General features: G+C 57.3%; 29 protein-coding genes. 19 read left to right on the forward strand and 10 right to left on the reverse strand.

Annotation, left to right across the window (positions count from 1 at the left end):
* The first annotated feature begins 63 nt into the window (after positions 1 to 63).
* A complete protein-coding gene (locus tag AC0JZ1_RS12120) occupies positions 64 to 564 on the forward strand; it encodes a DUF4142 domain-containing protein (RefSeq protein ID WP_471882613.1) in 501 nt (166 codons plus the stop codon).
* A 93-nt stretch (positions 565 to 657) separates the two neighbouring features.
* On the forward strand, positions 658 to 1,371 hold the full coding sequence (locus tag AC0JZ1_RS12125) for a glycerophosphodiester phosphodiesterase (protein ID WP_471882614.1): 714 nt from the start codon (positions 658 to 660) through the stop codon (positions 1,369 to 1,371).
* A 44-nt stretch (positions 1,372 to 1,415) separates the two neighbouring features.
* Here the strand turns inward: AC0JZ1_RS12125 and AC0JZ1_RS12130 are convergent, their stop codons facing one another.
* The 3 genes from AC0JZ1_RS12130 to pdxH all read right to left on the reverse strand — a co-directional run bounded on the left by AC0JZ1_RS12130 (position 1,416) and on the right by pdxH (position 3,369).
* The gene (locus AC0JZ1_RS12130) at positions 1,416 to 2,303 is read right to left on the reverse strand and encodes a branched-chain amino acid aminotransferase (RefSeq protein ID WP_471882615.1); all 888 of its coding nucleotides are present in this window, start codon (positions 2,301 to 2,303) and stop codon (positions 1,416 to 1,418) included.
* Between the two features lie 190 nt (positions 2,304 to 2,493).
* Complete coding sequence (locus AC0JZ1_RS12135) at positions 2,494 to 2,649, reverse strand: hypothetical protein (RefSeq protein WP_471882616.1); 156 nt, start codon at positions 2,647 to 2,649, stop codon at positions 2,494 to 2,496.
* A gap of 105 nt (positions 2,650 to 2,754) precedes the next feature.
* Positions 2,755 to 3,369, reverse strand: a complete 615-nt coding sequence (gene pdxH / locus AC0JZ1_RS12140; protein ID WP_471882617.1) for a pyridoxamine 5'-phosphate oxidase — start codon at positions 3,367 to 3,369, stop codon at positions 2,755 to 2,757.
* Positions 3,370 to 3,440: 71 nt separating this feature from the next.
* On the opposite strand from pdxH, the gene AC0JZ1_RS12145 reads away from it, so the two are divergent.
* From AC0JZ1_RS12145 to AC0JZ1_RS12160, 4 genes are all read left to right on the forward strand, one after another.
* Positions 3,441 to 3,896 carry an RT0821/Lpp0805 family surface protein gene (locus AC0JZ1_RS12145; RefSeq protein ID WP_471882618.1) on the forward strand — a complete coding sequence of 152 codons (456 nt, stop codon included), beginning with the start codon at positions 3,441 to 3,443 and terminating at the stop codon, positions 3,894 to 3,896.
* Positions 3,897 to 4,073: 177 nt separating this feature from the next.
* Complete coding sequence (locus AC0JZ1_RS12150) at positions 4,074 to 5,303, forward strand: J domain-containing protein (protein WP_471882619.1); 1,230 nt, start codon at positions 4,074 to 4,076, stop codon at positions 5,301 to 5,303.
* A gap of 132 nt (positions 5,304 to 5,435) precedes the next feature.
* Positions 5,436 to 6,254: an enoyl-ACP reductase FabI gene (gene fabI, locus AC0JZ1_RS12155; protein WP_471882620.1), complete on the forward strand. Its 819-nt coding sequence runs from the start codon at positions 5,436 to 5,438 to the stop codon at positions 6,252 to 6,254.
* A gap of 22 nt (positions 6,255 to 6,276) precedes the next feature.
* The gene (locus tag AC0JZ1_RS12160; protein WP_471883431.1) at positions 6,277 to 6,867 is read left to right on the forward strand and encodes a histidine phosphatase family protein; all 591 of its coding nucleotides are present in this window, start codon (positions 6,277 to 6,279) and stop codon (positions 6,865 to 6,867) included.
* 21 nt (positions 6,868 to 6,888) lie between these two features.
* Here AC0JZ1_RS12160 and AC0JZ1_RS12165 read toward each other — a convergent pair whose 3' ends face one another.
* The gene (locus tag AC0JZ1_RS12165) at positions 6,889 to 7,149 is read right to left on the reverse strand and encodes a DUF1344 domain-containing protein (protein WP_471883432.1); all 261 of its coding nucleotides are present in this window, start codon (positions 7,147 to 7,149) and stop codon (positions 6,889 to 6,891) included.
* A gap of 418 nt (positions 7,150 to 7,567) precedes the next feature.
* Here AC0JZ1_RS12165 and AC0JZ1_RS12170 point away from each other — a divergent pair, with 418 nt between their 5' ends.
* Positions 7,568 to 10,735, forward strand: a complete 3,168-nt coding sequence (locus AC0JZ1_RS12170; RefSeq protein ID WP_471882621.1) for a bifunctional diguanylate cyclase/phosphodiesterase — start codon at positions 7,568 to 7,570, stop codon at positions 10,733 to 10,735.
* 117 nt (positions 10,736 to 10,852) lie between these two features.
* Positions 10,853 to 11,950 carry a chorismate synthase gene (aroC, locus tag AC0JZ1_RS12175; RefSeq protein WP_471882622.1) on the forward strand — a complete coding sequence of 366 codons (1,098 nt, stop codon included), beginning with the start codon at positions 10,853 to 10,855 and terminating at the stop codon, positions 11,948 to 11,950.
* Between the two features lie 3 nt (positions 11,951 to 11,953).
* Here aroC and AC0JZ1_RS12180 read toward each other — a convergent pair whose 3' ends face one another.
* Both AC0JZ1_RS12180 and AC0JZ1_RS12185 read right to left on the reverse strand, forming a co-directional pair.
* The gene (locus tag AC0JZ1_RS12180; protein WP_471882623.1) at positions 11,954 to 12,376 is read right to left on the reverse strand and encodes a GNAT family N-acetyltransferase; all 423 of its coding nucleotides are present in this window, start codon (positions 12,374 to 12,376) and stop codon (positions 11,954 to 11,956) included.
* The gene (locus AC0JZ1_RS12185; protein ID WP_471882624.1) at positions 12,366 to 13,565 is read right to left on the reverse strand and encodes a winged helix-turn-helix domain-containing protein; all 1,200 of its coding nucleotides are present in this window, start codon (positions 13,563 to 13,565) and stop codon (positions 12,366 to 12,368) included. The genes AC0JZ1_RS12180 and AC0JZ1_RS12185 overlap by 11 nt, the downstream gene beginning before the upstream one ends.
* Before the next feature lie 119 nt (positions 13,566 to 13,684).
* On the opposite strand from AC0JZ1_RS12185, the gene AC0JZ1_RS12190 reads away from it, so the two are divergent.
* Genes AC0JZ1_RS12190 through AC0JZ1_RS12200 form a run of 3 tightly spaced genes read left to right on the forward strand, consistent with a single transcriptional unit; the run spans position 13,685 to position 15,581 of the window.
* Positions 13,685 to 14,365, forward strand: a complete 681-nt coding sequence (locus AC0JZ1_RS12190) for an energy-coupling factor ABC transporter ATP-binding protein (RefSeq protein ID WP_471882625.1) — start codon at positions 13,685 to 13,687, stop codon at positions 14,363 to 14,365.
* Positions 14,359 to 14,982, forward strand: a complete 624-nt coding sequence (locus tag AC0JZ1_RS12195) for an energy-coupling factor transporter transmembrane component T family protein (RefSeq protein WP_471882626.1) — start codon at positions 14,359 to 14,361, stop codon at positions 14,980 to 14,982. The genes AC0JZ1_RS12190 and AC0JZ1_RS12195 overlap by 7 nt, the downstream gene beginning before the upstream one ends.
* Before the next feature lie 35 nt (positions 14,983 to 15,017).
* Entirely contained in the window at positions 15,018 to 15,581 is a 564-nt protein-coding gene (locus tag AC0JZ1_RS12200) for a biotin transporter BioY (RefSeq protein ID WP_471882627.1), read from the forward strand.
* On the opposite strand, the gene AC0JZ1_RS12205 is transcribed toward AC0JZ1_RS12200, so the two are convergent.
* A complete protein-coding gene (locus AC0JZ1_RS12205) occupies positions 15,578 to 15,961 on the reverse strand; it encodes an acyl-CoA thioesterase (protein ID WP_471882628.1) in 384 nt (127 codons plus the stop codon). The two genes, AC0JZ1_RS12200 and AC0JZ1_RS12205, sit on opposite strands and share 4 nt — an antisense overlap.
* A gap of 157 nt (positions 15,962 to 16,118) precedes the next feature.
* Here AC0JZ1_RS12205 and AC0JZ1_RS12210 point away from each other — a divergent pair, with 157 nt between their 5' ends.
* The 5 genes from AC0JZ1_RS12210 (at position 16,119) to AC0JZ1_RS12230 (ending at position 19,221) form a co-directional block, all read left to right on the forward strand.
* Complete coding sequence (locus AC0JZ1_RS12210; RefSeq protein ID WP_471882629.1) at positions 16,119 to 17,054, forward strand: histone deacetylase family protein; 936 nt, start codon at positions 16,119 to 16,121, stop codon at positions 17,052 to 17,054.
* Positions 17,055 to 17,056: 2 nt separating this feature from the next.
* The gene (locus tag AC0JZ1_RS12215; protein ID WP_471882630.1) at positions 17,057 to 17,311 is read left to right on the forward strand and encodes an exodeoxyribonuclease VII small subunit; all 255 of its coding nucleotides are present in this window, start codon (positions 17,057 to 17,059) and stop codon (positions 17,309 to 17,311) included.
* Positions 17,312 to 17,366: 55 nt separating this feature from the next.
* Positions 17,367 to 17,495 carry a hypothetical protein gene (locus AC0JZ1_RS12220; RefSeq protein WP_471882631.1) on the forward strand — a complete coding sequence of 43 codons (129 nt, stop codon included), beginning with the start codon at positions 17,367 to 17,369 and terminating at the stop codon, positions 17,493 to 17,495.
* 477 nt (positions 17,496 to 17,972) lie between these two features.
* Positions 17,973 to 18,266: a hypothetical protein gene (locus AC0JZ1_RS12225; RefSeq protein ID WP_471882632.1), complete on the forward strand. Its 294-nt coding sequence runs from the start codon at positions 17,973 to 17,975 to the stop codon at positions 18,264 to 18,266.
* 133 nt (positions 18,267 to 18,399) lie between these two features.
* Entirely contained in the window at positions 18,400 to 19,221 is an 822-nt protein-coding gene (locus AC0JZ1_RS12230; RefSeq protein ID WP_471882633.1) for a hypothetical protein, read from the forward strand.
* 3 nt (positions 19,222 to 19,224) lie between these two features.
* On the opposite strand, the gene AC0JZ1_RS12235 is transcribed toward AC0JZ1_RS12230, so the two are convergent.
* Positions 19,225 to 20,433: an ROK family protein gene (locus tag AC0JZ1_RS12235; RefSeq protein ID WP_471883433.1), complete on the reverse strand. Its 1,209-nt coding sequence runs from the start codon at positions 20,431 to 20,433 to the stop codon at positions 19,225 to 19,227.
* A 224-nt stretch (positions 20,434 to 20,657) separates the two neighbouring features.
* Here AC0JZ1_RS12235 and xylF point away from each other — a divergent pair, with 224 nt between their 5' ends.
* From xylF to AC0JZ1_RS12250, 3 genes are all read left to right on the forward strand, one after another.
* On the forward strand, positions 20,658 to 21,698 hold the full coding sequence (gene xylF, locus AC0JZ1_RS12240) for a D-xylose ABC transporter substrate-binding protein (protein ID WP_471882634.1): 1,041 nt from the start codon (positions 20,658 to 20,660) through the stop codon (positions 21,696 to 21,698).
* A gap of 121 nt (positions 21,699 to 21,819) precedes the next feature.
* Entirely contained in the window at positions 21,820 to 23,142 is a 1,323-nt protein-coding gene (locus tag AC0JZ1_RS12245; protein WP_471882635.1) for a sugar ABC transporter permease, read from the forward strand.
* A 14-nt stretch (positions 23,143 to 23,156) separates the two neighbouring features.
* Positions 23,157 to 23,942: an ATP-binding cassette domain-containing protein gene (locus tag AC0JZ1_RS12250; RefSeq protein WP_471882636.1), complete on the forward strand. Its 786-nt coding sequence runs from the start codon at positions 23,157 to 23,159 to the stop codon at positions 23,940 to 23,942.
* 37 nt (positions 23,943 to 23,979) lie between these two features.
* Here AC0JZ1_RS12250 and AC0JZ1_RS12255 read toward each other — a convergent pair whose 3' ends face one another.
* Both AC0JZ1_RS12255 and AC0JZ1_RS12260 read right to left on the reverse strand, forming a co-directional pair.
* Complete coding sequence (locus AC0JZ1_RS12255) at positions 23,980 to 24,888, reverse strand: homocysteine S-methyltransferase family protein (RefSeq protein WP_471882637.1); 909 nt, start codon at positions 24,886 to 24,888, stop codon at positions 23,980 to 23,982.
* 18 nt (positions 24,889 to 24,906) lie between these two features.
* On the reverse strand, positions 24,907 to 25,596 hold the full coding sequence (locus tag AC0JZ1_RS12260; protein ID WP_471882638.1) for an ABC transporter permease: 690 nt from the start codon (positions 25,594 to 25,596) through the stop codon (positions 24,907 to 24,909).
* Position 25,597 lies beyond the last annotated feature (1 nt).

Consider the following 25,597-nt stretch of genomic DNA (forward strand, 5'->3'; position numbering starts at 1 on the left):
TCTCTGCAACTTCAGTCGCTTTGGCCGGTTCGCCAGCCGGGCGGACCCAAGGAGCGAAAAACCATGAATAGACGTCACATTCTGGCCGGCGTGGCGCTGGCAGGTACACTTCCACTGACCGGCGCACTGACAGGCACGGCCATGGCACAGGGCAAAAAGCAGGATAGCGCAAAAATGAAGGCGCTGATGGGCGGCGACTTTGCCACCGAAACCAGCAAGCTTGCGGTTCAGCAGGGCTCTTCCCCCGCTGTCAAAAGCTTTGCGGAGCTTGAAATCGGCGAACAGAAAGCCGTGGCAGAAGCCTTTGGGGCCAAGCCGGGCTCTGCGGGTCTGGATGAAAAGCACATGGCCATGCTGCAAAAGCTGAAGGATGCCAAAGGCGCAGAATTCGACAAAATGTATGTCGAGGGCCAGATCCAGGGCCACGAAGAGCTAATGGCAATCCACAAGGACTATGCCCGAAATGGCAAGGACGAGATGGCGCGCGGCGCTTCCATGGTGGCTGTTCCCGCCATTGAAACCCATCTTGCCATGTTGAAAACCATCCAGAAATCTCTGGGTTAAGGTTTTGCAGCCGCCCTTCTGACCGCGGGGCGGCTTTTCTTCCCGGTCCCGTCAAGCATAATCGGCAGCCCGTCACGTTTGAGAATCGCTGACATGGCACTGCTGATTGCGCATCGTGGCTTTTCTGCCCGCTTTCGCGAGAATTCGGAACCCGCATGGGAAGCAGCTCTCGAAGAGGGTGCGCAGGGTATTGAGGTGGATATTCGCCGCAGTGCCGACGGCGTCTTTGTGTGCGCACACGATGCGGACTTGCGGCTGGCCGGAAGGCCTGAACTGATCGCAGACATGCACTCAGCCGCCCTTGCCTCGATCAAGGCCGAAGGCGAGCCGGTCGCGCCCGCTTTCGAGGCAGCGCTCTCCTGCATTCCTGAAAGCACATTGCTTCTTCTTGATGTAAAGGAAGAGAATCCGCCAACGCTTCTAAGTCTTTTGGAATGTCTCGATATTCACCAAAGAAAGAATGTCGTTCTGGGGCTCCATAGTCTTCAATCCGTGGCGTTTTGCCGTGAGCATACGGCGCTGCCGATCCTTGGCCTCTTGAACGGTGAGGAAAGCGAGGATGAGGCGTTCTTCATCCTGGGCGGCACGGCACTGCGGCTTTGGGAAAGCCAGACATCCGTGGAGCGCGTCGCGCGGCTTGCAGCGAATGGGCGCTCGATGTGGATGACCGTGGGCGGCTGGGGAACGGGCCGCGAGGTGGGTGATTTCGAACCCGTCCATCTGCGGAAAATGCAGGCCGCAGGGGTGAGCGGCTTTCTGGTGAACGATCCCGCGCTTGCGCGGCAGGCTTTGGCTACCGTCAAATAAAGAAGGGCGCGAATGCCGCGCCCTTCCTCATCGTAATCTGAAGATCAGGCAGCGGCCTTTTTGCCGGAACGCGCCCAATCCATGTAAAGCTCCAGTGCCTTGCGGGCGACGGGGCCTTCCTGGAAGGACTGATCGTCGAGCTTGTTGATCGGCACGATCTTGGAATAATTGCCAGAGGTGAAGATCTCGTCGGCCTTCTTGAAATCCTCGACCGTCAGGGTGCATTCGCGCACATCGTGACCGGCTGCGCGAAGCAGGCCGATGACACGAGACCGGGTGATGCCCGCCAGGAAGGTGCCGTTGGCAACCGGGGTCATCACCACGCCATCCTTGACGAGGAAGACGTTGGAAGAAGCGGTTTCAGCCACATTTCCGTTCATATCGCGCATCAGGGCATTATCGAAACCTCGGCTGTGCGCTTCAATGATGGCACGGCCGCTATTGGGATAAAGGCTGCCAGTCTTGGCACCGGTCATCGCCACTTCGGGGTTTGGACGGCGGAAGGGAGAAACGGTGAGCGAACCGGGCTTGGCCGTATGCATGGGCGCTTCGAACAGGCAAAGCGCAAAGCGTGTGGATTCAGGATCAGGGGCCACGATGGACAAGGGCGAGCCATGCTCTGACCAGTACATCGGCTTGATGTAGATGGCCGTCTTGCCATCGAACTTCTTCACGCCTTCCAGCGAAAGTGCCTCGATTTCCTGCGCTGTCATGGTGGGCTTCATGCCCATGTTGACGGCAGAGCGGTTGACGCGCTGGCAGTGAAGATCAAGATCGGGCGAGATGCCATCGAACCAGCGCGCACCGTCAAACACCGTGGAACCCAGCCACATGGCGTGGGAGGTTGGGCCGATAAGCGGCGGGTTGCCACTGATCCACTCCCCATCCACAAAGGTCCAGGTGGTGCTGCGGGGTTGGGTGCTGACGGCCATAATCTTCTCCTCAATCGCAAATGTGGCGTAAATTTTGGCCACTGAAAGCCTGCAACTGCGACGGGTCAAGGGTTTTCTGGCCCATTGCGAAGGATCGAAAGAATGTTGCGCCAAGAGGCGCAACACGGAAATTTCCCATTCGAAACGTTGAACGTCTCTGATAATTCGATCAGGAAAACTTATGCAAAGTTCACGGCTGCTGGCGCTGCGGCGCGGGCAGAAGCGGGCTGTCATCACCGGAGGCATGGGCAGGCGGCCTTCCGGCGATAAACTGACGATCAATCATCGGGATACTCAATACGATGGCGATGAGTGCCACCAGCAACAGAAACCACGTTATCCGCATAACCTCTCATCTTTCATTGGTCGGATGAGAACACATAGTCCCGTTATGGGGCATAAATTCGATCCCGCGCATGATATCGATCAACACGCGGGATAAAGTGGCACATCAAGGATACATGCGCACCTTCGACCAGCCCTCGCCTTTCCGGCGGAATTCCACGCGGTCATGCAGGCGGAACTGGCGATCGTGCCAGAACTCGATGGAGCTTGGCTCGATACGAAAGCCGGACCAGAAGGGTGGGCGCGGAATTTCGCCAATCGCAAACTTTGCCGTATATTCTGCCACCGCCTTTTCCAGCGCAAATCGCCCTTCCAGCGGGCGCGACTGCTTGGAGGCCCAAGCCCCGATGCGGCTGCCACGCGGGCGCGATGCGTAATAGGCATCCGCCTCCTCATCCGTCACAACCGTCACCGGACCGCGCACGCGCACCTGACGGCGCAACGATTTCCAATGAAAGCACATGGCGGCCTTCTTCTGGCCCAGGATTTCCTGTCCCTTCTGGCTCTCGAAATTGGTATAGAACACGAAACCGCGCTCATCGAACCCCTTCAACAAAACCATGCGGACATTGGGAAGGCCCTCATGATCCACGGTTGCAAGGGCCACCGCGTTAGGATCGTTGATCTCAGAGGCCTCAGCATCCTTCAGCCATTGGGCAAAGAGCGCAAATGGCTCGCTTTCGGCAGTGAAGTCACCGCTTGTTAACCGTTCTTCAGACATATTGACTAAAATGCTCCCGATCTGATCGAATGCAGCCCTAGAACCTTAAAGTGATTGGACGCAAGGTGGCAGTGACCGAAAACTTAATCAACAGTGCCCGGCCAAGGCTTTCACCTATCATCAAACTTTGCTCGGTTTTGGTTGTTGCGGCATGTGTAAGTGGCTGCACGACAGGCGCTTTGGATCTTTTCGGCTCCAGCCCCAAAGTCGACCGCACACTGTCCACCGCTACGGTGCCGAACCCGAACCGGACCACCGAATCAGTTTCCGATGAGAAAACGATCCTGAACGCTGTTTCCTCTGCAGATCTGGTAAAACTCGGTTCTGCGCCTTTGCCCTGGGCAAACACTTCCACGGGCAGCGCTGGCGTGGTTTCGGAGATCCGCGAAGTCAGCATGGAAAATCAACATTGCCGCACCTTCCTGACGACACGGCACTCCTATGAGGGTATTTCCCGTCTAAGGGGTAATGCCTGCCTCATGGGTACGGAATGGAACATGCTGTCCTTTGCGCCGCAGAAAAATTGAGCGGAGCCAGAGGCTCTAAACTCCGGGTTAAGCTTAATCCGACTTTCACAGTATCTATAAAACCATCTTTAGATTCTCGCCCGCTAGTCTTGCCATCAAAGCGCCAGGACGAGGTTTGAAGAACGGAACCCAAGTCACTGGCCGGAGTTGATCACGGCGGCACATTGGTGCCGCTTCATGAACCGGTGGCGAAAGATGCGTGACCCTTATTCCCTTCTCGGCGTGAAAAGAGACGCCGGTGCCGATGAGATCAAGGCAGCCTGGCGTGCAAAAGCCAAATCGCTTCATCCCGATCACAATCAGGATGATCCGATGGCCACGAAAAGATTTGCCGAGGTGGGGCAGGCCTACGAAGTTCTGAAAGACCCGGAGCGCCGTCGCCGTTTCGACAAGAGATTTGAAACCGCCCAGACCATCATGCAGCAGCGTGAAGCTGCCCGGCAGGCGGAGGAACGCGCCAAGGCCGCTGAAAAGGTGATGGAAGAGCTGGCACGTGCAAACGCACAGCGCGCTCAAGCGCAGGCGCAATCGCAAGCCAATTCCCAATCAACCGGTGCAGCTGAAAGCGCCGAGGATATGGTGGAGCGCATTTTCGGCGCAGGCGGCGGTGGTGCCCAGACGGCGCAACCGCGCAAGGCAACTCAGGGCCCGTCTCAAGGCCCGTCTCAAGGCCAGTCCCAGGGCCAATCTCAGGCTCAGGCACGATCATCCGGCTCTTCTTCTCAGGAGCAGGCAGAGCGAAAAGATGCGGGCGAGCACGAGGCCGAGACGCATTACCACCAAACTTCAGATGGCGAGCATGCTGAAGGCGCAAAGGCCCCTGTGCCCTTGCCACTTCAGGCCATTGAGTTGATTTCCTCCTTGATGCGCCGGATTCGCGGCGAGGCTCCACCGCCGGAAAAGGCGCCGGATCTCGCCATGATCGCCACGGTTACGCTGGAGGACATGATTGCCTTGAGGCCTAGTCACGTCAAGCTTGCCGATGACCGCGAGGTTCGTGTGCCATTGGAAGCGGGCATGACGGATGGCCAGCAAATTCGCCTCAAAGGTCAGGGGTTGCGGTTGCAGGGCATGCAACGCGGCGATCTTGTGGTGACCCTCAATGTTGCCCGCGATGAACGCTTCCGCGTGGAAGGCCATGATCTTCACACCGTGCTGAAGATCAAGCTCGAGGATGCCGTTCTGGGTGGCGAGGCACAGGTTGAAACACTGGGCGGCTCGGTTCCGGTATCCATCCCGGCCTGGACCGGCTCGGACCAGATCGCCCGTGTACCTGGTCTTGGCCTACTCAAGGAAGATGGCGAACGCGGCGACCTGATTGTCGAGTTCCGGGTGCTTTTGTGGGAAAAACCGGATGACAAGGTCATCGATCTCATGCGGCATATGCGCTACGGACTGTATGTGTGATGGTTTTGTGACGTTTTCATGGGACAAGCACGCTGTATTACGCGTGCTTACATCAGATGATCTGCGAGCTTCTTGAACCACGTTGCGGGCTATGCCATAGGCAAACCACTGATTATTCTTAGGGGATAGCGTATGGCGCAGGCAACCGGCCTCATGGCAGGCAAACGTGGCATTATCATGGGTGTTGCGAACAATCGTTCGATCGCTTGGGGTATTGCAAAGGCCATTCATGCACAGGGCGGCGAATTGGCGTTCACCTACCAGGGCGATGCGTTGAAGAAGCGCGTGGAGCCCTTGGCGGATGAACTGGGTGCCATTCTGGCCGGTCACTGCGATGTGTCGGACGAGGCTTCCATCGATGCCGTTTTCGAACATATCGAAAAGGTCTGGGGCAAGATCGACTTCATCGTCCATGCCATCGGCTTTTCCGACAAGGATGAATTGACCGGCCGTTACGTGGATACCTCGGCGGAAAACTTTGCCAAGACCATGCAGATCTCGGTCTATTCCTTCACCTCGGTTGCACGCCGCGCCGAAAAGCTGATGACCGATGGCGGCTCCATGCTGACCCTCACCTATTACGGTGCCGAGAAGGTCATGCCGAACTACAACGTCATGGGCGTTGCCAAGGCGGCTCTGGAAGCCAGCGTGAAGTATCTGGCCGTTGATCTTGGCCCGAAGAACATTCGCGTTAACGCAATTTCCGCCGGTCCGATCAAGACGCTGGCCGCCTCCGGTATCGGCGATTTCCGCTATATCCTGAAGTGGAACGAGTATAACGCGCCGCTGCGCCGGACCGTGACCATCGAAGAAGTGGGCGATGTTGGCCTTTACATGCTCTCCGATCTATCGCGTTCGGTGACGGGCGAAGTTCACCACGCCGACAGCGGCTATCATGTGATTGGCATGAAGGCCGTTGATGCACCGGACATCTCGGTCGTCAAGGACTGAGTTTAAAGACGAGGCCATCGCTTTGCTCATCTACATGATCCGCCACGGACAGACCGATTGGAATGCCGAGGGGAGGCTTCAGGGCCAAAAGGATATTGGCCTGAATGACAAGGGCCGTGGGCAAGCGCGCCAGAATGGACAGACACTCCGGACCCTTTTGGGTCCGGATGTTCAGAGCTTCGATTTCGTGGCTTCACCTCTCTCCCGCACGCGGGAAACCATGCAATTGGCACGAGCGGAAATGGGGCTCGATCCCCTCTCCTACCGCACGGACGAACGGCTGGTGGAACTTTCATTCGGCGATTGGGAAGGGCATACGCTGGATGATATTCGCTCTGTTGCGCCAGACAGGCTGAAAGCCCGCTCGCGCCAGAAATGGTCCTTCATTCCTCCCGGCCAGGATGCCGAAAGCTATGAGATTCTTTCATGGCGCGTGGGCGCATGGCTTCAATCCGTTCAGCAGCCTACCGTCTGTGTCAGCCACGGCGGTGTGATTCGCTCCATTTTGAAGCTGGTGGGCGGATGGGACGAGATGGAAGCGTCGAAAACCGAAATACCGCAGGACCGTGTGCTGATCATTGACCGCGATGGCAGCAAAGCCGACTGGAACTGATTGCAAGTTTTTCCGTGGTGTTTACTGAACGATCTGAAGATCATCCACGACGCGGCTACCATCTACCACAGTATAGAACACAACAACCTTGACGCCGGCCTTCAACCCTTCAAAGTTGAATTCTTCAGGCACTTTGTAGGTCTTGCCATCATCCAAGGTTAGATTGAGTTTTTGCGCGTCCACGGCCTTGATGGTCGCTTCGACATCCATGCTTTGTGCACTTGCCGAAAGCGGCGAAAGAAGGCTCGCGGTTGCCAACAGGGCTGCAATCAGAATCCGCATGGATGTAGCGCTTTCATGAACATGACGAATGTTTTGTTTCGAAACAGTTTTTGCCGGTCGATTGTGGCGAAATTCGCCCCTCACGATGACATTTTCCAGTCTTCCACACCGCCTCGCCCATAACCCTCGGCTGATGCATCACGCCATTTAGGCGTCATGTTTGGTTTGGCCAGTCGAGCGATGTGAAATTTCTCGCGATGATTCCTTCATTTTGAACAGGAAGGATAATATTTTACTAACCATAGGTTTTGCAATCTCGCGGCGAAATGCGAGCATCGCTCATTTTATTCCGGGATAATTAATTGAAAAGACTTGTGAATTTTAGTTGATGCCGCGAAAAATGTGTTTCCCGCGAAAGCTGAAATTAACTTCAACCGCCTAGCGTCAGTCTCACGATTTATGAGAGGTGAGAAGGCGCGTGCGCTTTAAAAGTCTGACTTCGCTGGCAAGGCGCCTCAGCCATTTTCAGTTGCGCGGTGGTGCACCTGTTGTGATTGCCTGCGTGCTTGGCATTATCTTTCTGCTTTTCGGCATCGCGTATGATTCCAGTCGCACCGCAAGTTACCGTGAACACAGCCGCAAATCTGCCGAGGAAGTGCTGGCGGATACGGCGATGCACCTACAAAATCAGGTGCGGCGCGACCTGATGGTTGCTGAGAACCTATCCAGTCTTCTGCGTTACCGTGCACAATTTAAGGCAGCCTCCCTGGATGAGGATGTCGCCCAACATCTTGCGGCTAGCCACTCGACGTCGGCGATCGGCTTTGCTTCGAACGACAAGCTTTCACATTTTCGCACGCGTGACGGCCGCATCGGCTTCACGCATGACTTAAAGGCCCATGCCAGGGACCCTCAGTTGAGAAGCCTGGCTGATCGACTGGATCATGCAGCGCAGACTTTGGGCCCCGTTCTGGTACAGGATCGTTTGCTCGACCTTCTCCTCATCATACAGCCGGTCATGCAGGAGGAAAACAAGCACTGGGGCTCAATCGTTCTAGCTCTCGATCGCACGGCTTTCCTTCGAGAAGGCGGAGTTCACGAGCAGCGTGATTATAGTGCCACCGTGGCTGCAACAGATGGCTCTCTGTTTGACATTGCTATCGTGCAAATCGTCGGTTCGCAGGAAAGCGTGATCCTCGGCAAATCGTCGATGAAAGCAAGCGCTCCGGTCCTAAGAACCGTGGAAGTATTGCCGTCCATCCAATGGCAAATCATGGCCCTGCCCAAGGGGGGCTGGAATGCCACCCCGCCACATCAGGCGACGTTTCGCATGTTCCTGCTGCTGGGCGGTGCGGGGGTTCTGGTGCCCACATTCATCGCAGCGGCGTTGATTGGCGAGCGCAATCGCAACATCCGCAAGCTCAAGGCACGCGAATCCAATCTTCTCGAACTGTCGCAACGTTTCAACATGGCCATGGAAAGCTCCAATATCGGCATGTGGGAAGTGAAGGGCGACAATGTTCTCATCTGGGATGAACGAGCCGCTGCATTGCATGGAAAAGAGCCTGATGCCTCCCTCAACAGGCTGGAAGAATGGTTCAGCGCAATCCATGCCGATGACCTTGCGGCAGCGGAAGCGCATTTCTTCACCAGCATCTGCTCCACGCAGCCCTGCGTAAACGTCTATCGCGTGATGCTGGCCAATGGCGACATCCGCTATCTGCGATCGGCTGGCGCCAGCTACCGCAAGAACGATCTGACAAGCCATACGACCGGCATTGTGTGGGATGTGACGTCTGACATGCTGATGAACCAGACGCTGCGCGAAGCCAAGCGCGACAGCGACATCAAGAATGCCGAACTCGAACTGGCGTTGGATGAACTTTCCAACCGTGAGCATGAACTGGAGGAGCTTTCCACCCGTTTGAGCCTGGCGCTCGCTTCGTATAATTGCGGCATCTGGGAAAGCTCGACGGGACCACACACGGAAATGTGGGATGAGCGCATGTGCCAGCTTTATGGGCTGAAAGGCGCCAATCTCTTGATTTCGCACGAGCGCTGGCTGGCGATGATCCACCCTGAGGATCGCCATCTGGCCGAACGCCTCGCAACCCGCTTCCCGGACAAGCCCAGCGGCGAGCCGCTGACCGTGCGCGTACCGCAGCCGGATGGTTCCCTTCGCTATGTTCGCTCCATCGGCAAACCGCATATTGGGCGCGACGGCTTTGTGAAGCTGGTTGGCATTGCCTTTGACGTGACGGCGGATATGCAGTTGACCCAACAATTGCAGGCAGCCAAACACGATGCCGAAGCAAAGAATGTAGAGCTGGAATTGGCGCGACAAAGGATCGAGCACAATGCGCTGCACGACCCGCTGACGAGCCTTGCCAACCGCCGCAAGCTGGATCTGGAACTCGACACGCTCACCCGCGAAAGCCAGAACCGCCGCAGCCACGTATCGATCCTGCATCTCGATCTCGATCGCTTCAAGCAGATCAACGATACGCTGGGCCATGCGGCAGGTGATGCCATGCTGGTTTACGCGGCAAACATTCTGCGTCGCAATGTGAAGCAGCAGGATCTGGTAGCCCGCATCGGTGGCGACGAATTCGTAATCGTGGTGAAGGATAGTGCTGATGCCGATGCCATGGCAGAGCTTTCCGCGCGCATCATCAATGAAATTCGCCAACCCTTGGATTTTGAGGGATTTTCTTGCCGTTGCGGCGTTTCCATCGGCATTGCCCAGGCGAGCGGCTTCAACGTGGATGGGCGAAAGATGCTGGTGGATGCCGATATCGCGCTTTACCGTGCGAAGAACCAGGGCCGCAACCGTTTTGAGTTCTTCACGCAGAACCTTCAGGCAGAGATCATCACGCACAAGCGCACAGCCGATGAGCTTTTGACAGCGATTGAGGAGCAGCAGTTCGTTACCTGGTATCAGCCGCAGTTTTGCGCGAAAACCAAGGAATTGACGGGTGCGGAAGCGTTGGTGCGCTGGCAGCATCCGCATCGGGGCCTTCTGGCTCCAGACGCCTTTCTCAGCATTGCAGAAGACCTGAACGTAACGGCCAATCTCGACCAGATCGTTCTGGAAACCGTTTTGAAAGATCAGATGCGCTGGGCCGCCATGGGAGTGAATGTACCGAAAGTGTCCGTCAACGTTTCCTCCAAGCGCTTGCGGGATGAGGCCTTGATTGAAACGCTGAAGACGCTTCCGATCACCGCTGGGCGGATTTCCTTTGAACTGGTGGAATCCATCTTCCTTGATGAAAGCGAGGATTTGGTGACCAACAATCTGGAGCAGATCAAGGCGCTCGGCATCGATGTGGAGATCGATGATTTCGGCACGGGTCACACCTCCATCGTCAGCCTTTTGAAGCTGCGCCCGAAGCGGTTGAAAATCGACCGGCAACTGGTCATGCCTATTCTTACCTCACCGCAGGAGCGTGCGCTTGTTCGTTCGATCATCGAGATTGCGAAATCGCTTGGCGTGGAAACGGTGGCGGAAGGGGTGGAGACCATGAACCATGCGGAGATGCTGCGTGAGCTGGGTTGCGACCTGTTACAGGGGTATGCCTTTGCCCGGCCCCTGCCCTTCGACAGTTTCAGCAATGTTGCCGTGGGCGGTTTCCTGAAAGCGGGATAAAAACACAAGGCGCGAACCGGAGAGGCCGTAAAAGCGCTTTCCTATGCCCGGTGTTTTCCCGTAAAGAGAGGCCGTTTCTAAATCCTGGCGGTCTCAACCGCCGAATGGTCGGGTCTCATGTCGCACAATACATTCGGTCATCTTTTCCGCGTTACCACCTGGGGCGAGAGCCATGGACCAGCACTTGGCTGTGTGGTGGATGGCTGCCCTTCCGGCCTGACTTTGACGCAGGATGAGATCCAGTCTTTCATGGACAAGCGCAAGCCCGGTCAATCCCGCTTTGTCACCCAGCGGCGGGAAGAGGATGTGGTGAAGGTGCTTTCCGGCGTGATGCTGTCCGAGGACGGCGTGACCATGACGACCACCGGCACGCCCATTTCCATGCTGATTGAAAACACTGACCAGCGCTCCAAGGACTACGGCGAGATTGCCCGCCGTTACCGCCCCGGCCATGCCGATTTTGCCTATGACGTGAAATACGGCATTCGCGATTATCGCGGCGGCGGGCGCTCCTCCGCCCGCGAAACGGCAGCCCGCGTGGCCGCTGGCGTAATCGCCCGCAAAGTGGTGCCGGGCGTGACCATTCGCGGCGCGCTGACACAGATCGGCAAGCACAAGATCAACCGCGACAATTGGGATTGGGCAGAAGTGGATCGCAACCCCTTTTTCTGCCCGGACCCGGAAATGGTGCCGGTTTGGGAAGCCTATCTGGATGAGATCCGCAAGTCCGGCTCCTCCATCGGAGCGGTGATTGAGGTGGTGGCGGACAATGTTCCCGCTGGCCTCGGTGCCCCCATCTATTCCAAGCTCGACCAGGATATTGCCTCGCTGCTGATGTCCATCAATGCCGTGAAGGGCGTGGAGATCGGTGAAGGCTTTGCCTCCGCTGAACTGAGCGGTGAAGAAAACGCCGATGAAATGCGCATGGGCAATGATGGCAAGCCGCTTTTCCTCTCCAACCATGCAGGCGGCGTGCTGGGCGGCATTTCCACGGGCCAACCGATTGTGGCGCGCTTTGCCGTGAAGCCAACATCCTCCATCCTGACCGAGCGCCAGTCCATCGATGCGGATGGCCAGAATGTGGAAGTACGCACCAAGGGCCGGCACGACCCCTGCGTTGGCATTCGCGCCGCGCCGATTGGCGAAGCCATGGTAGCCTGCGCCCTCGCCGACCATTACCTGCGCGACCGCGGGCAGACCGGCAAGGTGCGCTAAGCTTTATTTGCCAACGATCATGGCCATGCCGACAGAGCGCGGTGCGGTCTCCTTGAAGCCGAACTGCTGATAGAGCCTGTTTGCCGGTACATCCGCAATCAGGCTCACATAGGCGGTTTCCGGGAAAGCTTTGCGAATGTGATCCGTCAGAGCCGCCATGATGCGCTTGCCCAAGCCTTTGCCCTGATGGGCGGGATCGACAGCAATATCGGTGATCTGGAAGAAGCAGCCACCATCACCAATGATGCGGCCCATGCCGACAACCTCATTTCCTAGAAAAACCGTGACGCCGAACTGCGTATTCGGCAGGCCCTTTTCCGCCGCTTCTCGCGAGAAAGGTGTGAGGCCAGCAATCAAGCGTAGCCGCATGTAATCGTCCAACGCAACGACACGCGGTTCGACATGGTACTCATCTTCAGCCATCATCGTTTCCTGTCCAACCCGGCAGATAATCCACCGTCTCCACGCCGGTGAAGCGTGCAAGGCGCGCAAGTTCCGCCTCCAGTCGCGACAAGCGTCCCGCCGAAAGCCTGACGCCCGGCTCCAGCCATAGACGCTTGACGGCAAGAACGCTGGCCTTCCGCTCCGCCTTCACATCGATACGGCCGATCATGCGGTTTCCCTCCAGAAGCGGGAAGACATAATAGCCATATTTTCGCTGCGGCTCCGGCACGAAGATCTCAATTCGGTAGTTGAAGCCGAAGAGACGCTCGGCACGATCCCTGTCCCTCAGCACTGGATCGAACGGTGAAAGCACCCGCAGGCGCGCAGGCGGCTCGGGCGCGTTCATCAGCTCGGCTATACGATCTGCAAATGCATAAGACTGGCGCTGGCGGCCATCGACGCACATGATGCTCGCCGGCTGCAATTCCTCAAGGTGACTATCCACCCAGGCCTTTGCTTCCTGCGGCTTGATGATATCCCAGAAGGCGGCAAGTTCGCCGGATGTCGCAAAGCCTAACCGTTCCAGGGCCGAGCGGCAGGCCCAATCCACGAGATCTGCCTCGGTGACTTCGGCCTCGTAATCCGCCTTCGGGATCACCCGCTCTGCAAGGTCATAGACTTTCTGGAAGTTTTCGCGCCGCGTGATGGCCAGATGGCCGGTATGCCAAAGGAACTCCAGCGCAGTTTTGGAGGGATGCCAGTTCCACCAGCCGCCGGACTTGTGATCTTCAGCCTTTACATCGCGAGACATGACAGCGCCAGATTCGCGCACACGGGCCAGCGTCTGTTCAAAGGCCGTATCAAAACCCTCCCCTTGCCAGCGCCGCCAGCGCTCCAGAATGATCGGCTCACGCCGCCGAAAGCGATGCTTCCAGTAGCGGAAAAAGGCGGATGGAATGATGGAGGCATCATGCGTCCAGTGTTCGAACAGGCTGCGTTCCCGCTCCAAAAGCCGCGTCAGATCCTCGCGACGATACGTCTGGTTGCGCGAAAAGAGAATTTGATGATGGGCACGCTCCACGGTCTGCACGCTATCGACCTGCACAAAGCCGATGGTTTCGATCAAGTGTTGAAGGCCCTGCCAGCCCAAAGCACGGTTGGGCGCGGCGGAAAGGCCTTGGCGTTCCAGAAAGATGTTACGGGCCAGCAGATTGTCGAGCAGAATCGTCATGGTTGCAGGCTAGCCCGCGTTCTTCTTTTGTTCAATAGCGCACCCTGTCGAAAAACATTGGCCGCGGCAAGGACCATCGTTATAGAAGCCATAAACAAGACCTACGGGATCAACAGCGCGTGCGCATCACATTCGACAATGCCAGCCTTTCCTTCGGCAAGCACATGGCGCTGCATCCGCTTTCGCTGGTGCTGACGGAGAACCGTGTGGGTGTGATTGGCCTGAACGGTTCCGGCAAGACGAGCTTTGCGCGCCTGATCAATGGCCTTGCCAAGCCAACCACCGGGCGCGTGACGCTTGATGGGTTGGATACCGTCGTCGATGAGGCGAAGGTGCGGGCGGCAACCGGCTTTATTTTCCAGAACCCCGGCAATCAGATCATTCTGCCGATCATTCGGGAAGACATTGCGCTTGGGTTGAAAAGCCGCGGACTGAAGGGAAAAGAGGTCGAGGACCGGGTGGAGGCCGTGCTTGCCCGCTTTGGCTTGACCGAGCTTGCCGACCGGCGCCCGCATGAACTTTCCGGCGGGCAATTGCAGCTTGCCGCGCTGGCCGCTGTCATGGTGACAGAGCCGAAGCTTCTGATTTTCGATGAGCCGACCAATCAGCTCGATTTACGCAATCGGGGTTTGGTTAAGCGCACTCTGGCAAGCCTTACCGAGCAGGCCATCGTCATCAGCCATGATCTTGACCTGCTGGCGGATTTTCCCCGTGTTCTCTTGTTTCATGAGGGGCAGATTGTTTTTGATGGGGCAGCTGGGGATGCCATTGCCCGCTACCGCGAGATTGCCGAATGCTGACCAGCCTGCATATGGAAGGCAATAGCTGGCTGCACCGTGCGCCTGCGGGCTACAAGCTGTTCGGCCTGCTTGTGCTCAGCATTATCCTTACCCTGTTGAAAAGCCCTGTTGTGCTTGGGTTTGCGCTTCTTGCGGCGCTTCTGCTTGCCATGCAGGTGGGGCTGACGCCTGGTCCCCTCTGGCAGCGCATCAAGCCGGTTCTCTTCACCATCGCGCTTCTGGCACTGGTGAACTACGTCGTCGTGTCCCCGAGGGAGGCACTGGTGACGATACTGCGCCTGCCTGCCATCGTCGTGCTGGCCAGCATTGTGACCGCGACGACTTCGCTTTCCGCCTTCATGGATTGCCTCACCAAGGCTGCGCAACCGCTGGAACGGCTGGGCCTTTTTCGTGCTGCCGATGTGGGGCTCGCCTTGGGTCTGGTTCTTCGCTTCGTGCCGGAAATCGCTGCACGGCATGAAACGTTGCGCGAGGCGCATAAGGCACGCGGCATTCCCTACCGGCTGCACCGCGCCATTGGGCCGCTGATTATCGCCACGCTGAAGGATGCGGATAGCATTGCCGAGGCAATTGACGCGCGCGGCATTCGCGGCCAGAAAAGCGCACAACAAGAATAAATTTTTGAGGCTCTTCGCCTTCGAGGGAGACTTTCATGAATACAAGAGATCTCGTGCTTGCGGCGCTTTTCACCGCTATCATCATCGTTCTTGGCCTTATTCCGCCAGTCACCATTGCTCTTATTCCCGTTCCCATCACGGCGCAGAGCATGGGCGTCATGCTGGCGGGCTGCATTATCGGCGCCAAGCGCGGCGCCCTGGCCTATGCGCTTCTGGTGGTTCTGGTGGCCGTTGGCCTGCCGGTTCTGGCGGGCGGCCGCGGGGGCCTTGCCGTGTTGATGGGGCCGACCGGCGGCTACATTTTCGGCTGGATCATCGGTAGCTTTGTGGCAGGTCTCGTGGCGCAGCAGTTTGTGCGTGAAGGCCAGACGGCAGCACGCCAGTTCGGCGGCTTCCTGATTGCCAGCCTCATCGGCGGCATTGTCGTGGTCTATGCCATTGGGATGCCGTGGCTCTCAATGGTTTCAGGCACACCGTTCGACAAGGTGGTGATGGGTTCGCTGGCATTCATTCCCGGCGATCTCCTGAAGGCCGTGATTGCCGCACTGGCAGCGCGTGCGGTGATGGTGGGCTATCCGCTTTTGCCTCAGAGAGCTTAATCGAGGTATTTATACAGCCAATCGCGAAGCTCCTCGGGAAGCGGCACAGCCTTGCCGCTTTCATCGTTGCAGGCAGTCCAGACCACCTCTGCCTCGGCCACCCGTTCATCGCCGCGATACATGATGATGACGAAACCTGCCGATCTGCCGCCAATCTTGCTGACGCGCACCGTGCATTCTACCCGTTCGCCGAAGTGGAGCGCGCGAAGCAACGTGCAGGACACTTTCGAGACATAGAAAGCGGGATCGGATGATGCTGGTTGTCGCGTGGCCCAGAACCGGGACAGCGCCTCTTCCGCATGGGTGATGTAGGCGGCACTGAACATCTCGCCGCGCAAGCCGACATCCCTGAACGGCACTTCGAAAACATTGGCTTTCATTCTTATCCCCCCGCTCCGGCTATCATTTAAGTACAGGCTCTCGCGGCGCACAAGTTAGCAAACCTGAGAGAACGGTTGGCGGCGCTTGAAATTACGCCGCTTCTTTGCCATTTCGAAAGCGCCCGCTTTCATTCGAGGCGGCAGGAGGCAAAAGCCCATGACGACCCGCCTGTACGAACACAAGATTTTCCTTGAACACAACACGCCCGAAGGCCATCCAGAGCGGGCCGATCGCCTGCGCTCACTGCACATCGCGCTGGAGCATCCGAATTTTGAGCGGTTGGAGCGGTTGGATGCACCGCAGGCCAATGAAGATGCCGTCTTGCTCGCGCACCCGGAAAGCCATCTCACCTCCGTGATGCGGGAAATTCCCGAAGAAGATGACCGGATCCGCCAGATCGAGGCGGATACCTATGTGAGCCAGAAAAGCTTGCAGGCGGCGCTCACGGGCATTGGCGGTGCACTGGCTGCCGTGGATGATGTGTTTACCGGCAAGGCGGATAATGTGTTCGTGGCGTCTCGCCCACCCGGCCACCATGCGGAAAAGACGAAGGCCATGGGCTTCTGTCTCTTCAACAATGTGGCGATTGCCGCCCGCCATGCGCAGAAAACCTATGGCGTGGAACGTGTAGCCATTGTCGATTGGGACGTGCACCACGGCAACGGAACCCAGGATATTTTCTGGAACGATCCGTCTGTTCTCTTCTGCTCAACACACCAGATGCCGCTTTACCCCTGGAGCGGTGAAGTGAAGGAAACCGGCGAGCACAATAATATCGTCAATGCGCCTCTCGAAACGAATTCGGCGGGCGAGCATTTTCGTGAAGCCTTTTCCAGCCGCGTTCTGCCCGCGCTTCATAACTTCCGGCCCGATTTCATTCTGATTTCCGCCGGTTTCGATGCGCATCATCGCGATCCGCTGGCCCAGATCAATCTGGTTGGTGACGATTTTGATTGGGCGACAGGCCGCTTGATGGAGATTGCTGGCCGATATGCCGATAACAGGCTCGTCAGCCTGCTGGAGGGCGGCTATGATCTGGAAGGGCTGGCGGAATCGGCTGGCCTCCACATTTGCAGATTGATGAAGGGTTGAGAATGGCAGACGGCGCAGAGAACCACGATGTCAGCGGCTTGAGCTTCGAGAAGGCCGTGGCAGAGCTGGAAAGCATCGTGACCCGGCTGGAGCGGGGCGACGTGGCGCTGGATGAATCCATCGCCATCTACGAGCGGGGCGAAGCTTTGAAGAAACATTGTGAAAAGCTTTTGAACGCAGCGGAAAACCGCATCGAGAAGATTCGTCTCGACCGCGCAGGCAAACCGCAAGGCGCAGAACCGCTGGACGGCGAATAGTATTTACACCGTACAGAGACGGGAACTTAGAACCGTCTCTGTACGTTTTGCGGCCATGGCAAAAGATACCGGACCCAAGGCCCGCAAGGGCATGATCAGCTTCGTTGTTACCATTCTGCTTGTGGCGCTGGCGCTTGCCGCGATCTACATGATCGGCTTTACGCCGGGTGAGACGAACCCGTAAAGCGGCGCCCCTCTTCCAACATCTGCGCATCAACGAAATAAACCCGTGACATCTTGCAGTGTGCAGCACAACCTCGATGACGTAGCTTGGTTGTGGAGCCGGAAGTAACGGGCCGGTTCCGGGACTCGTAATCCCTCGTACGTTAGGCTGGCATCCGCTATACGAGATGCCCCCTCAGTCATTCTTCGGTGGCTGAGTGCTTGAGCTTGTCTTATAAGGCTCTCCACCTTCTATGGCTGGGGAGGCCCCGACGTATGTTCAAGGCGTTCGCGCCTAAAGGTCGGGGCGGTCGTACGTACGCGATTTACGAACTCCCCGGCCGCCAGAGGCTTCCAAGCAACTCGTCTTTGGCGCGCCCCCGTTTCATGTAGACACCTGCCTGCCAGCGCCAAGCGCGACGTTCGCGCAGACGCGTCCCGCAGTGCGCATTGCCGGAGCCGGAGATGGAGATGGAGATGGAGATGGAAAAATTACAACGTGATTGCGGATTTTCTGGCGACGTTCCGCGCCTCGCCAGATTTCATCAAGGCACTGTGGCTGCTGATTCCGCCAGTGTTTGCAATCACCGTGCTGGCCCTGATTTTGAAACGAACAAGACGCGCCATGCCAGAAGCAAAGGTGGTGGATGCCCTGAAGCAAATCGAAATCCTGCCCCTAGCCGAACCGCCCTTGCGGCTGGAGAGGGTGAACGAATTCAAGCTCCAAGAGATAACGCGGGATATTTACAAGGATCAAGGGGAGCATTTGGCTGTTTCGCCAGCCCAAAAATGAAAACCCCAGCTCAAGGCTGGGGCTGAAGTTCAGGTATCTACGTAAGGCCGTATGCTTGCGCAAATTGGTGCCTTACGACAACCCGTGATTAAACATTAGGGGGTTAGATCGCGGATGTCAACAACAGCGCCGATTGAGTGAAATGCCTTTCACTGTTCCCCTGCACCCTGAAATTATCCCGGTTACAGTAACGCGAGAGCGTTTAAAAAGCTATCTGAGCGTATTCCAACATTCCTCACAACATCAACTGATGGCTTGCTATGTGTGGAATTCACATGTCTGTTCAGCACTGCATCCTCTTCTATCAGCTGCGGAGATCACGCTTCGCAACTCGGTCGACAAGGCGCTGGTCTACGATCCTAAATTGAGTACCTTCTGGTGGAGTGGATCAAAACTCAGGTACAGGTCCTATTCTGGGGGCACCCCGATACCAGATGTGGTTCAGAAAATTCGCGACAATTTTTCTAAAGCAACCAACGCTGCCCGCCGTGATAAGCAGTTGCGATATGGCATCACGGCGTGGCCCAAACATGATGACGTTATAGCGAAAACGGACTTCTCCACCTGGGAATGGATTTTTGACCAAGAGTTTCTAGGGCCAGGACTGATCTGGCAATCAAAACTCGGTAAAGTCTTAAAAGGACCATGGCCAGCAACAAGCGTTAACGCAACACTGACCGAAGTCGCACGATTAATCAAAATTGTTCGGGAGTTCAGGAACCGGCTTTCGCATCATGAACCGGTTTGGAAACGCAGCGGGATCCACACTGAGGTGGAGGCCATTGCTCACCTTCAAGAGAAAATCGATAATATTGTTCAACTTGTCCAATTAGTTTCCCCTAATCAGCTCGACCTGTTGGTAAAGAACAAATTTGTCTCACACGCTCGAATGATCTGCTCTATCGATGAGCTGAACAGGAGGAAGCGAGACGCGACCCCACCCAAACCTTGCTGATCATCACCGCAATTGCGTGAGCCGCTGATCAATGGCGGCGAGTGCCAGATCCACATGGCCTTCGAAGACCAGCGATTGTTCATCCGAAACGATGGAGATGTTCGGCATTCCATTCAACCGCGTATGGAGCGTTTGTGAGAGCCCTTCTTCCAGGCCGCTGGACAGAAGATCATAAAAGCGGCTGCCGGGCCCGGTTATAACAACAGGCATATCGCCCACCATGCTGAGCACACGGGAAAGGCCTTGGCCCAAAGCGATGCCTGCTTGGCGAAAGGCAAATTGCGCCATGCGATTGTTCTGGCGGGCAGAAAGCGCGATCTTTTCCATTTCAGCAATCGGCACGAATTTCGCTGGAATGGTGTTGGGTGGCACCTGGAAGGCAAGGCGCAGGATTCCGTAAAATCCGGCGGAAGCCTCGATGCAGCCATAGGCTCCGCAGCGACAGAGCCGGTTATCCGGCGCGTTCAGCATATGGCCGAAATTCGGAGCCGTGGCGACAATATCGCCGCCCTCCTCCCGCGCCACACCAAGCCCGATGCTATGGCCGAGCGAAAGTGCAATGAGGCTCGATGCGCGAGGAGTATCCTTACTCAGCAACAGGCGTTTACCAAGCGCCTGCACCACCAGCAGGCTCTCATTGCTCAGTGTCAGTGTCGCATTGGGATAGGAGCCTGTCAGGCTGCTGAAGTCCACCTCTTCCCGGCCCAAGACCGGCGACCAGACAAGGCGGCTTTGATCCGAATCTACGATGCCTTTGCTGCTGAGGGAAAGATGCAGAACCGCATCCGGCGCCAGACGTGAACGCATCATCAAGCGCTGGATGGATTGTAAAATATCCTCAATCATGCGCTCTGGCCGGGCGCTCGTAATGTCACGCGCCGTGCTGAAACGGTCGATTAGTTTGCCGCGATAATCCGACAGCGCATAATGCAGCGCATCAGAGGAAATTTGTACCGAAATGGCATGAGCGTGGATGCTTCCCCGCTCCAACAGGACGCGTGGACGCCCTCGCCCGCTCGGTGCACTTTGCTCCTGTCGCTCAATGGCGCCCGTTTTTTCGAGTTCCGTCGTCACTGCCGTCACCGTGGCAGAGGCAAGGCCTGTAAGCTCGGAGAGTTCAGTATGGGAAAGCGCACCTTTCAGCCGCAAGACTTTCAACACAGCCAGCATGTTCTGGCGGCGCAAAAGTTCGGTAGAGGGCTTTAAATTCATCATGCTCAAGGCCGCAGCCTACTCATTTCACAGCGAGCTTGTGGCCTCGCTAAATTTCACACTTCAAGGGCAGTTGACACCTTACGCATCATCTGCCAGTTATTTTCTCGACTGTCGAGAAAAACAATTCCTGCACGGATTGGAGGGGCTCGACGGCACATCACGCGGGGGACCTGGAGCGGACGAGGAGGTTCGCAGTCCCTGCATTCACTTGGGAGGTTTACATGAAATCAGTACTCAAGCTGATGGCCTGCGCGGCTGTTCTGGCTTCCGTTCACACGCCTGTTTTCGCCAAGGATCTGGTGGTTGGCGTTTCCTGGTCCAACTTCCAGGAAGAGCGTTGGAAGACCGACGAAGCCGCCATCAAGAAGGCTCTGGAAGCTGCTGGCGCGAAATATATTTCCGCTGACGCCCAGACTTCTGCCGCCAAGCAGCTGACCGACATTGAAAGCCTGATCTCGCAGGGTGCAAACGCCCTCATCGTTCTGGCGCAGGATTCCTCCGCAATTGGCCCGGCCATTGAAAAGGCTGCCAACGAAGGCATTCCTGTGATTGGTTACGACCGCCTGATCGAGAACCCATCGACCTATTACATCACCTTCGACAACAAGGAAGTCGGTCGTCTTCAGGCCAAGGCAGTCTTCAAGGTCAAGCCGGAAGGCAATTATGTGTTCATCAAGGGTGGCTCGACTGACCCGAACGCCGATTTCGTCTTCTCCGGCCAGCAGGAAGTGCTGAAGGATGCCATTGCATCCGGCAAGGTGAAGAATGTCGGCGAATCCTACACCGATGGCTGGAAGCCGGAAATTGCCCAGAAGAACATGGAGCAGTTCCTGACCAAGAATAACAACAAGGTCGATGCTGTTGTATCGTCCAACGACGGCATGGCCGGCGGTGTTGTGGCAGCGCTCGAAGCGCAGGGTCTTGCCGGTTCCGTTCCTGTCTCCGGTCAGGATGGCGACAAGGCAGCGCTCAACCGCATCGCACTTGGCACGCAGACGGTTTCCGTCTGGAAGGATAGCCGCGAGCTTGGCAAGAAGGCCGGTGAAGTGGCCGTGGCGCTCGCCAAGGGCACCAAGATGACGGACCTGCCTGGCACGCAGAAGTTCAAGGGCGGCACCAAGGGTGTTGAAATGAACTCCGTATTCCTCACGCCAATTGCAATCACCAAGGACAACCTGAATGTTGTTCTGGATGCTGGCTGGATCTCCAAGAAGGAGCTTTGCCAGGGCGTGAAGGCCGGAAGCGTGAAGGTTTGCAGCTAATCGCTGCGACCAAATAGCAAAGCAAAACGGCAACTCGTTCTTCTGATCGGGACGTCGCGGCATGGCCGCGGCGTCTTTCGCTCGGGCATGCTTGCCGTATAACGAGGGGAGTTGAAGGCTTATGACGGATCACACCATTCCGGCTGCCGCCAGCCGCACCACAGGTGCGCGCGCAGCAACCGGCAATCCGCTGAAGCGCTTTTTCCAGGCCACCGAAATCGACACGCGCCTCTTGGGCATGGTGGTCGCGATGGTGGTGATCTGGATTGGTTTCCACATCATGTCTGGCGGATTGTTCCTGACATCGCGCAACCTCTGGAACCTGTCCGTTCAGGCTGCTTCCGTTTCGGTCATGGCAACGGGCATGGTTCTGGTCATTGTCACGCGCAATATCGATCTGTCTGTCGGCTCCATTCTGGGCTTTGTCGGCATGATCATGGCCGTCACCCAAACCAAATTCCTGCCCGCATGGCTTGGTTACGACCATCCGATGAATTGGGTTCTGGCGCTCAGCGTCGGCCTTGTTCTGGGTGCGGCCATCGGTGCATTTCAGGGTGCCATAATCGCGTTTTTCGGCGTTCCCTCCTTCATCGTTACGCTGGGCGGACTTCTGATCTGGCGCGGGGCAGCCTGGATGGTCACCAGCGGCGCGACCGTTGCGCCCATGGATGTGAACTTCCGTTTGATGGGCGGCGGCGCGGATGGCTCCATCGGGGCCAATGCCAGCTGGATCGTTGGCATTATCGCCTGCGTGTTTATCGTTCTGTCCATCCTGCATTCCCGCAAGCAGCGCAAGCGCTTCGGCTTTCCCTTAAAGCCCGTCTGGGCTGAACTTGTGGTGGGCGTGGTTGGCTGCGGCGTGGTTCTAGGCGCCGTGAAGGTGCTGAACAGCTATTACATGCCAGTAAACCTTGCCCGCAAATATGCGGAGGAGAACGGCATTGCCTGGCCAGAAAACGGCCTCGATATTCCGCTTGGCATCGCCATTCCGGTTCTGATCGCTCTCGGCATTGCCATTGCCATGAACTTTCTCACCAACCGCACGCGCTTTGGCCGTTATGTTTTCGCCATCGGCGGCAACCCGGAAGCTGCAGAGCTGGCCGGTATCAAGACGCGCTGGGTCACGGTGCGGCTGTTTGCGCTGATGGGTGCGCTTTGCGCTATCGCCGCTGCCATTTCCACGGCACGCCTCAACGCTGCTACCAATGCGCAAGGCACGCTGGATGAGCTTTACACAATCGCGGCAGCCGTCATTGGCGGCACATCGCTTGCCGGTGGTGTTGGGACGATCGCAGGCGCGGTTCTAGGCGCGCTGGTCATGCAATCACTCAATTCGGGCATGGTGCTTCTGGGCATGGACGCACCGTTGCAGAGCATCGTTATCGGTGCAGTGCTGGTTCTGGCCGTATGGCTCGACACCATCTACCGCGCCAGAGCCCGATAGAAGGAACATGAAAGATGACGCAAGACAAAACACCTCTGGTGGAAATGCGCGACATTTCCATATCCTTCGGCGGCATTCACGCAGTAGACGGTGCCTCGGTCGATCTGTTCCCCGGTGAAGTGGTGGCCCTGCTCGGACACAATGGCGCTGGCAAATCCACCCTCATCAAGATTCTCTCCGGTGCCTATAAGAGAGATTCCGGTGAAATCCTGATCAATGGTGATAATGCCGACATCAACAATCCGCGCGATGCCAAGAAATACGGCATCGAGACCATCTACCAGACGCTGGCGGTGGCCGATAACGTGGATGCGGCAGCCAATCTCTATCTCGGCCGTGAGCTTCGCACTCCCTGGGGTACGCTGGACGATGTGGCAATGGAGGCCAAGGCGCGCGAAGTGATGGGCCGTTTGAACCCGAACTTCCAGCGCTTCAAGGAGCCGGTGAAGGCGCTCTCCGGTGGTCAGCGCCAGTCTGTTGCCATTGCCCGCGCCATTCTGTTCGACGCTCGCATCCTCATCATGGACGAGCCGACGGCGGCGCTCGGCCCCCAGGAAACGGCTCAAGTTGGTGAACTTATCACCCAGCTGAAACGGGAAGGCATCGGCATCTTCCTCATCAGCCACGACATTCACGATGTCTTCGATCTGGCAGACCGGGTCTTCGTGATGAAGAACGGCCGCGTGGTGGGCCATGCCAAGACCGAGGACGTGACCAAGGATGAAGTGCTCGGCATGATCATCCTCGGCAAGGTGCCGCCGGGTGCTGTGGCGGGTCCGGGCGCCATGCAAGTGGCGTAAAACTGCAAAAGGCGGCTCCAGGGCCGCCTTTTCTGAATCACCGCGCCTTCAGCACGCCTGAGAGCGTGTGGATGTGGGCAGCGCCGATGCCGCAGCAGCCGCCGATGAGGGTGGCGCCCGCATCTGCCCAATTGCAGGCAAAGCGGGAATAGGCGTCGTCTGTTAGGTCTTTGCGGGTGTCGTGCAGGCCTTCATTGGCGGCGCTATCATCCGCATCGGCCTCGAAGGCATTGGCGTAGACACCGATTTGAAGCGAGACGCCCTTTTGCTTGAAGATTGCTGAGGCGGTTCTGACAGCTGCTTCCATGACTTCCGGCTTGGCGCAATTGAAGAGAAGCGCTTGCGCACCGGAGCCTGCCGCCCAGCCTGCCGCATCGGCAACTGTTTCACCAGAGCGGAGCTTCGGTTCCGCGCCTTTGACCTGTGCATCATCATCCGACAGCGTGAACGAGATCCAGAAAGGTTTGCCGGTTTCCTTTACGGCCACGCGCACCGCCTCGCCTTCGGCAATCAGGCTCAAGGTTTCGCCAAGCCAGACATCCACATGCGGGGCAAGGTTCTCAACCAGCACGGAAAGGTAATCCTGCACGCGGGTGGGATCGAAATTCTCTGGCTCGTAGGAGCCGAAGATCGGCGGCAGGCCACCGGCAACCGTGACGGGACGGCCTGCGTTATCGGCGGCCTCACGCGCCAGCCTGCCAGACAGCGCGATCAGTTCGGCCCCTTCCCGCTCGAAGCGCTCATCCCCGATATGAAACGGCACCAGCGCATAGGAATTGGTGGTGATGACATCGGCACCGGCTTCAATGAATTCCTGATGCACCTGCTTGACGATCTGCGGCGAATTGATGAGGGCCAGCGCCGACCATTCCGGCTGCTTGAGTTCTGCACCAAGACGCAGAAGCTCACGGCTCATGCCGCCATCGAGGATACGCAGATTGGTCATGGGATTAGCCTTTCGGAATTATCGGCGGATTGGCACCTGCCCCTCAATGCCCTTGAAAAAGCGGGTGATGAGGAGGGTGAGGAAAACATAGAAAAGCGTGACCACCAGCAGCGGCTCATAGACCAGCAGCGTATCCTGCCGCACCTTGTAGGCGACGGCATAAAGATCCACCACAGTAACCGTGAAGGCGAGCGGCGTGGACTTCAGCTGCAACACGATTTCGCCCGCAATGGTGGGCAGCGCATTGCGAATGGCACGCGGCAACCAAATACGGCGCACAAGCGTCCATGGGCTCATGCCCACGGCGCGTCCGGCCTCCAACTCACCCTTCGGCACAGCCAGCAGCGCGCCACGCAGCACTTCCGCCTCATAGGCCGCATAGTTCAGCGTGAAGGAGAGTGCTGCAAAGAAGAAGCCCTCGCGCAGCACCGGCCACAGGAAGCTCTGGCGAATGCCGGGGATCATGGGCAGAAGCGAGCCAACACCATAATAAAGCAGCCAGAGCTGGATGAGCAGCGGCGTTCCACGAAAGAAGGTGCAGTAGGCGCGAGAGAGATTGCGTGCCACCGGCCCGCCGCTGACCTGCGCGAAGGCAAGGCCAATGGCAAGCAGGAAGCCGAAGACGACGGAAATGACCAGAAGTGCTAGCGTCTGGTAGGCACCATCCAGCAGGAGTGGCCAGTATTTGACGATCCAATCAAACTGCATG

It is taken from the genome of Affinirhizobium capsici (assembly GCF_977018625.1).

What these genes read in the sequence shown, in the direction of transcription:
- AC0JZ1_RS12250 (WP_471882636.1), top strand. Translation starts at nt 23,157, where the DNA reads ATGACGCAAGACAAAACACCTCTGGTGGAAATGCGCGACATTTCCATA.
- AC0JZ1_RS12125 (WP_471882614.1), top strand. Translation starts at nt 658, where the DNA reads ATGGCACTGCTGATTGCGCATCGTGGCTTTTCTGCCCGCTTTCGCGAG.
- AC0JZ1_RS12195 (WP_471882626.1), top strand. Translation starts at nt 14,359, where the DNA reads ATGCTGACCAGCCTGCATATGGAAGGCAATAGCTGGCTGCACCGTGCG.
- xylF (WP_471882634.1), top strand. Translation starts at nt 20,658, where the DNA reads ATGAAATCAGTACTCAAGCTGATGGCCTGCGCGGCTGTTCTGGCTTCC.
- pdxH (WP_471882617.1), bottom strand. Translation starts at nt 3,369, where the DNA reads ATGTCTGAAGAACGGTTAACAAGCGGTGACTTCACTGCCGAAAGCGAG.
- AC0JZ1_RS12200 (WP_471882627.1), top strand. Translation starts at nt 15,018, where the DNA reads ATGAATACAAGAGATCTCGTGCTTGCGGCGCTTTTCACCGCTATCATC.
- AC0JZ1_RS12260 (WP_471882638.1), bottom strand. Translation starts at nt 25,596, where the DNA reads ATGCAGTTTGATTGGATCGTCAAATACTGGCCACTCCTGCTGGATGGT.
- AC0JZ1_RS12220 (WP_471882631.1), top strand. Translation starts at nt 17,367, where the DNA reads ATGGCAAAAGATACCGGACCCAAGGCCCGCAAGGGCATGATCAGCTTC.
- aroC (WP_471882622.1), top strand. Translation starts at nt 10,853, where the DNA reads ATGTCGCACAATACATTCGGTCATCTTTTCCGCGTTACCACCTGGGGC.
- AC0JZ1_RS12165 (WP_471883432.1), bottom strand. Translation starts at nt 7,149, where the DNA reads ATGCGGATTCTGATTGCAGCCCTGTTGGCAACCGCGAGCCTTCTTTCG.
- AC0JZ1_RS12180 (WP_471882623.1), bottom strand. Translation starts at nt 12,376, where the DNA reads ATGATGGCTGAAGATGAGTACCATGTCGAACCGCGTGTCGTTGCGTTG.
- AC0JZ1_RS12255 (WP_471882637.1), bottom strand. Translation starts at nt 24,888, where the DNA reads ATGACCAATCTGCGTATCCTCGATGGCGGCATGAGCCGTGAGCTTCTG.
- AC0JZ1_RS12130 (WP_471882615.1), bottom strand. Translation starts at nt 2,303, where the DNA reads ATGGCCGTCAGCACCCAACCCCGCAGCACCACCTGGACCTTTGTGGAT.
- AC0JZ1_RS12215 (WP_471882630.1), top strand. Translation starts at nt 17,057, where the DNA reads ATGGCAGACGGCGCAGAGAACCACGATGTCAGCGGCTTGAGCTTCGAG.
- AC0JZ1_RS12245 (WP_471882635.1), top strand. Translation starts at nt 21,820, where the DNA reads ATGACGGATCACACCATTCCGGCTGCCGCCAGCCGCACCACAGGTGCG.
- AC0JZ1_RS12205 (WP_471882628.1), bottom strand. Translation starts at nt 15,961, where the DNA reads ATGAAAGCCAATGTTTTCGAAGTGCCGTTCAGGGATGTCGGCTTGCGC.
- AC0JZ1_RS12210 (WP_471882629.1), top strand. Translation starts at nt 16,119, where the DNA reads ATGACGACCCGCCTGTACGAACACAAGATTTTCCTTGAACACAACACG.
- fabI (WP_471882620.1), top strand. Translation starts at nt 5,436, where the DNA reads ATGGCGCAGGCAACCGGCCTCATGGCAGGCAAACGTGGCATTATCATG.
- AC0JZ1_RS12185 (WP_471882624.1), bottom strand. Translation starts at nt 13,565, where the DNA reads ATGACGATTCTGCTCGACAATCTGCTGGCCCGTAACATCTTTCTGGAA.
- AC0JZ1_RS12120 (WP_471882613.1), top strand. Translation starts at nt 64, where the DNA reads ATGAATAGACGTCACATTCTGGCCGGCGTGGCGCTGGCAGGTACACTT.
- AC0JZ1_RS12135 (WP_471882616.1), bottom strand. Translation starts at nt 2,649, where the DNA reads ATGCGGATAACGTGGTTTCTGTTGCTGGTGGCACTCATCGCCATCGTA.
- AC0JZ1_RS12150 (WP_471882619.1), top strand. Translation starts at nt 4,074, where the DNA reads ATGAACCGGTGGCGAAAGATGCGTGACCCTTATTCCCTTCTCGGCGTG.
- AC0JZ1_RS12235 (WP_471883433.1), bottom strand. Translation starts at nt 20,433, where the DNA reads ATGAATTTAAAGCCCTCTACCGAACTTTTGCGCCGCCAGAACATGCTG.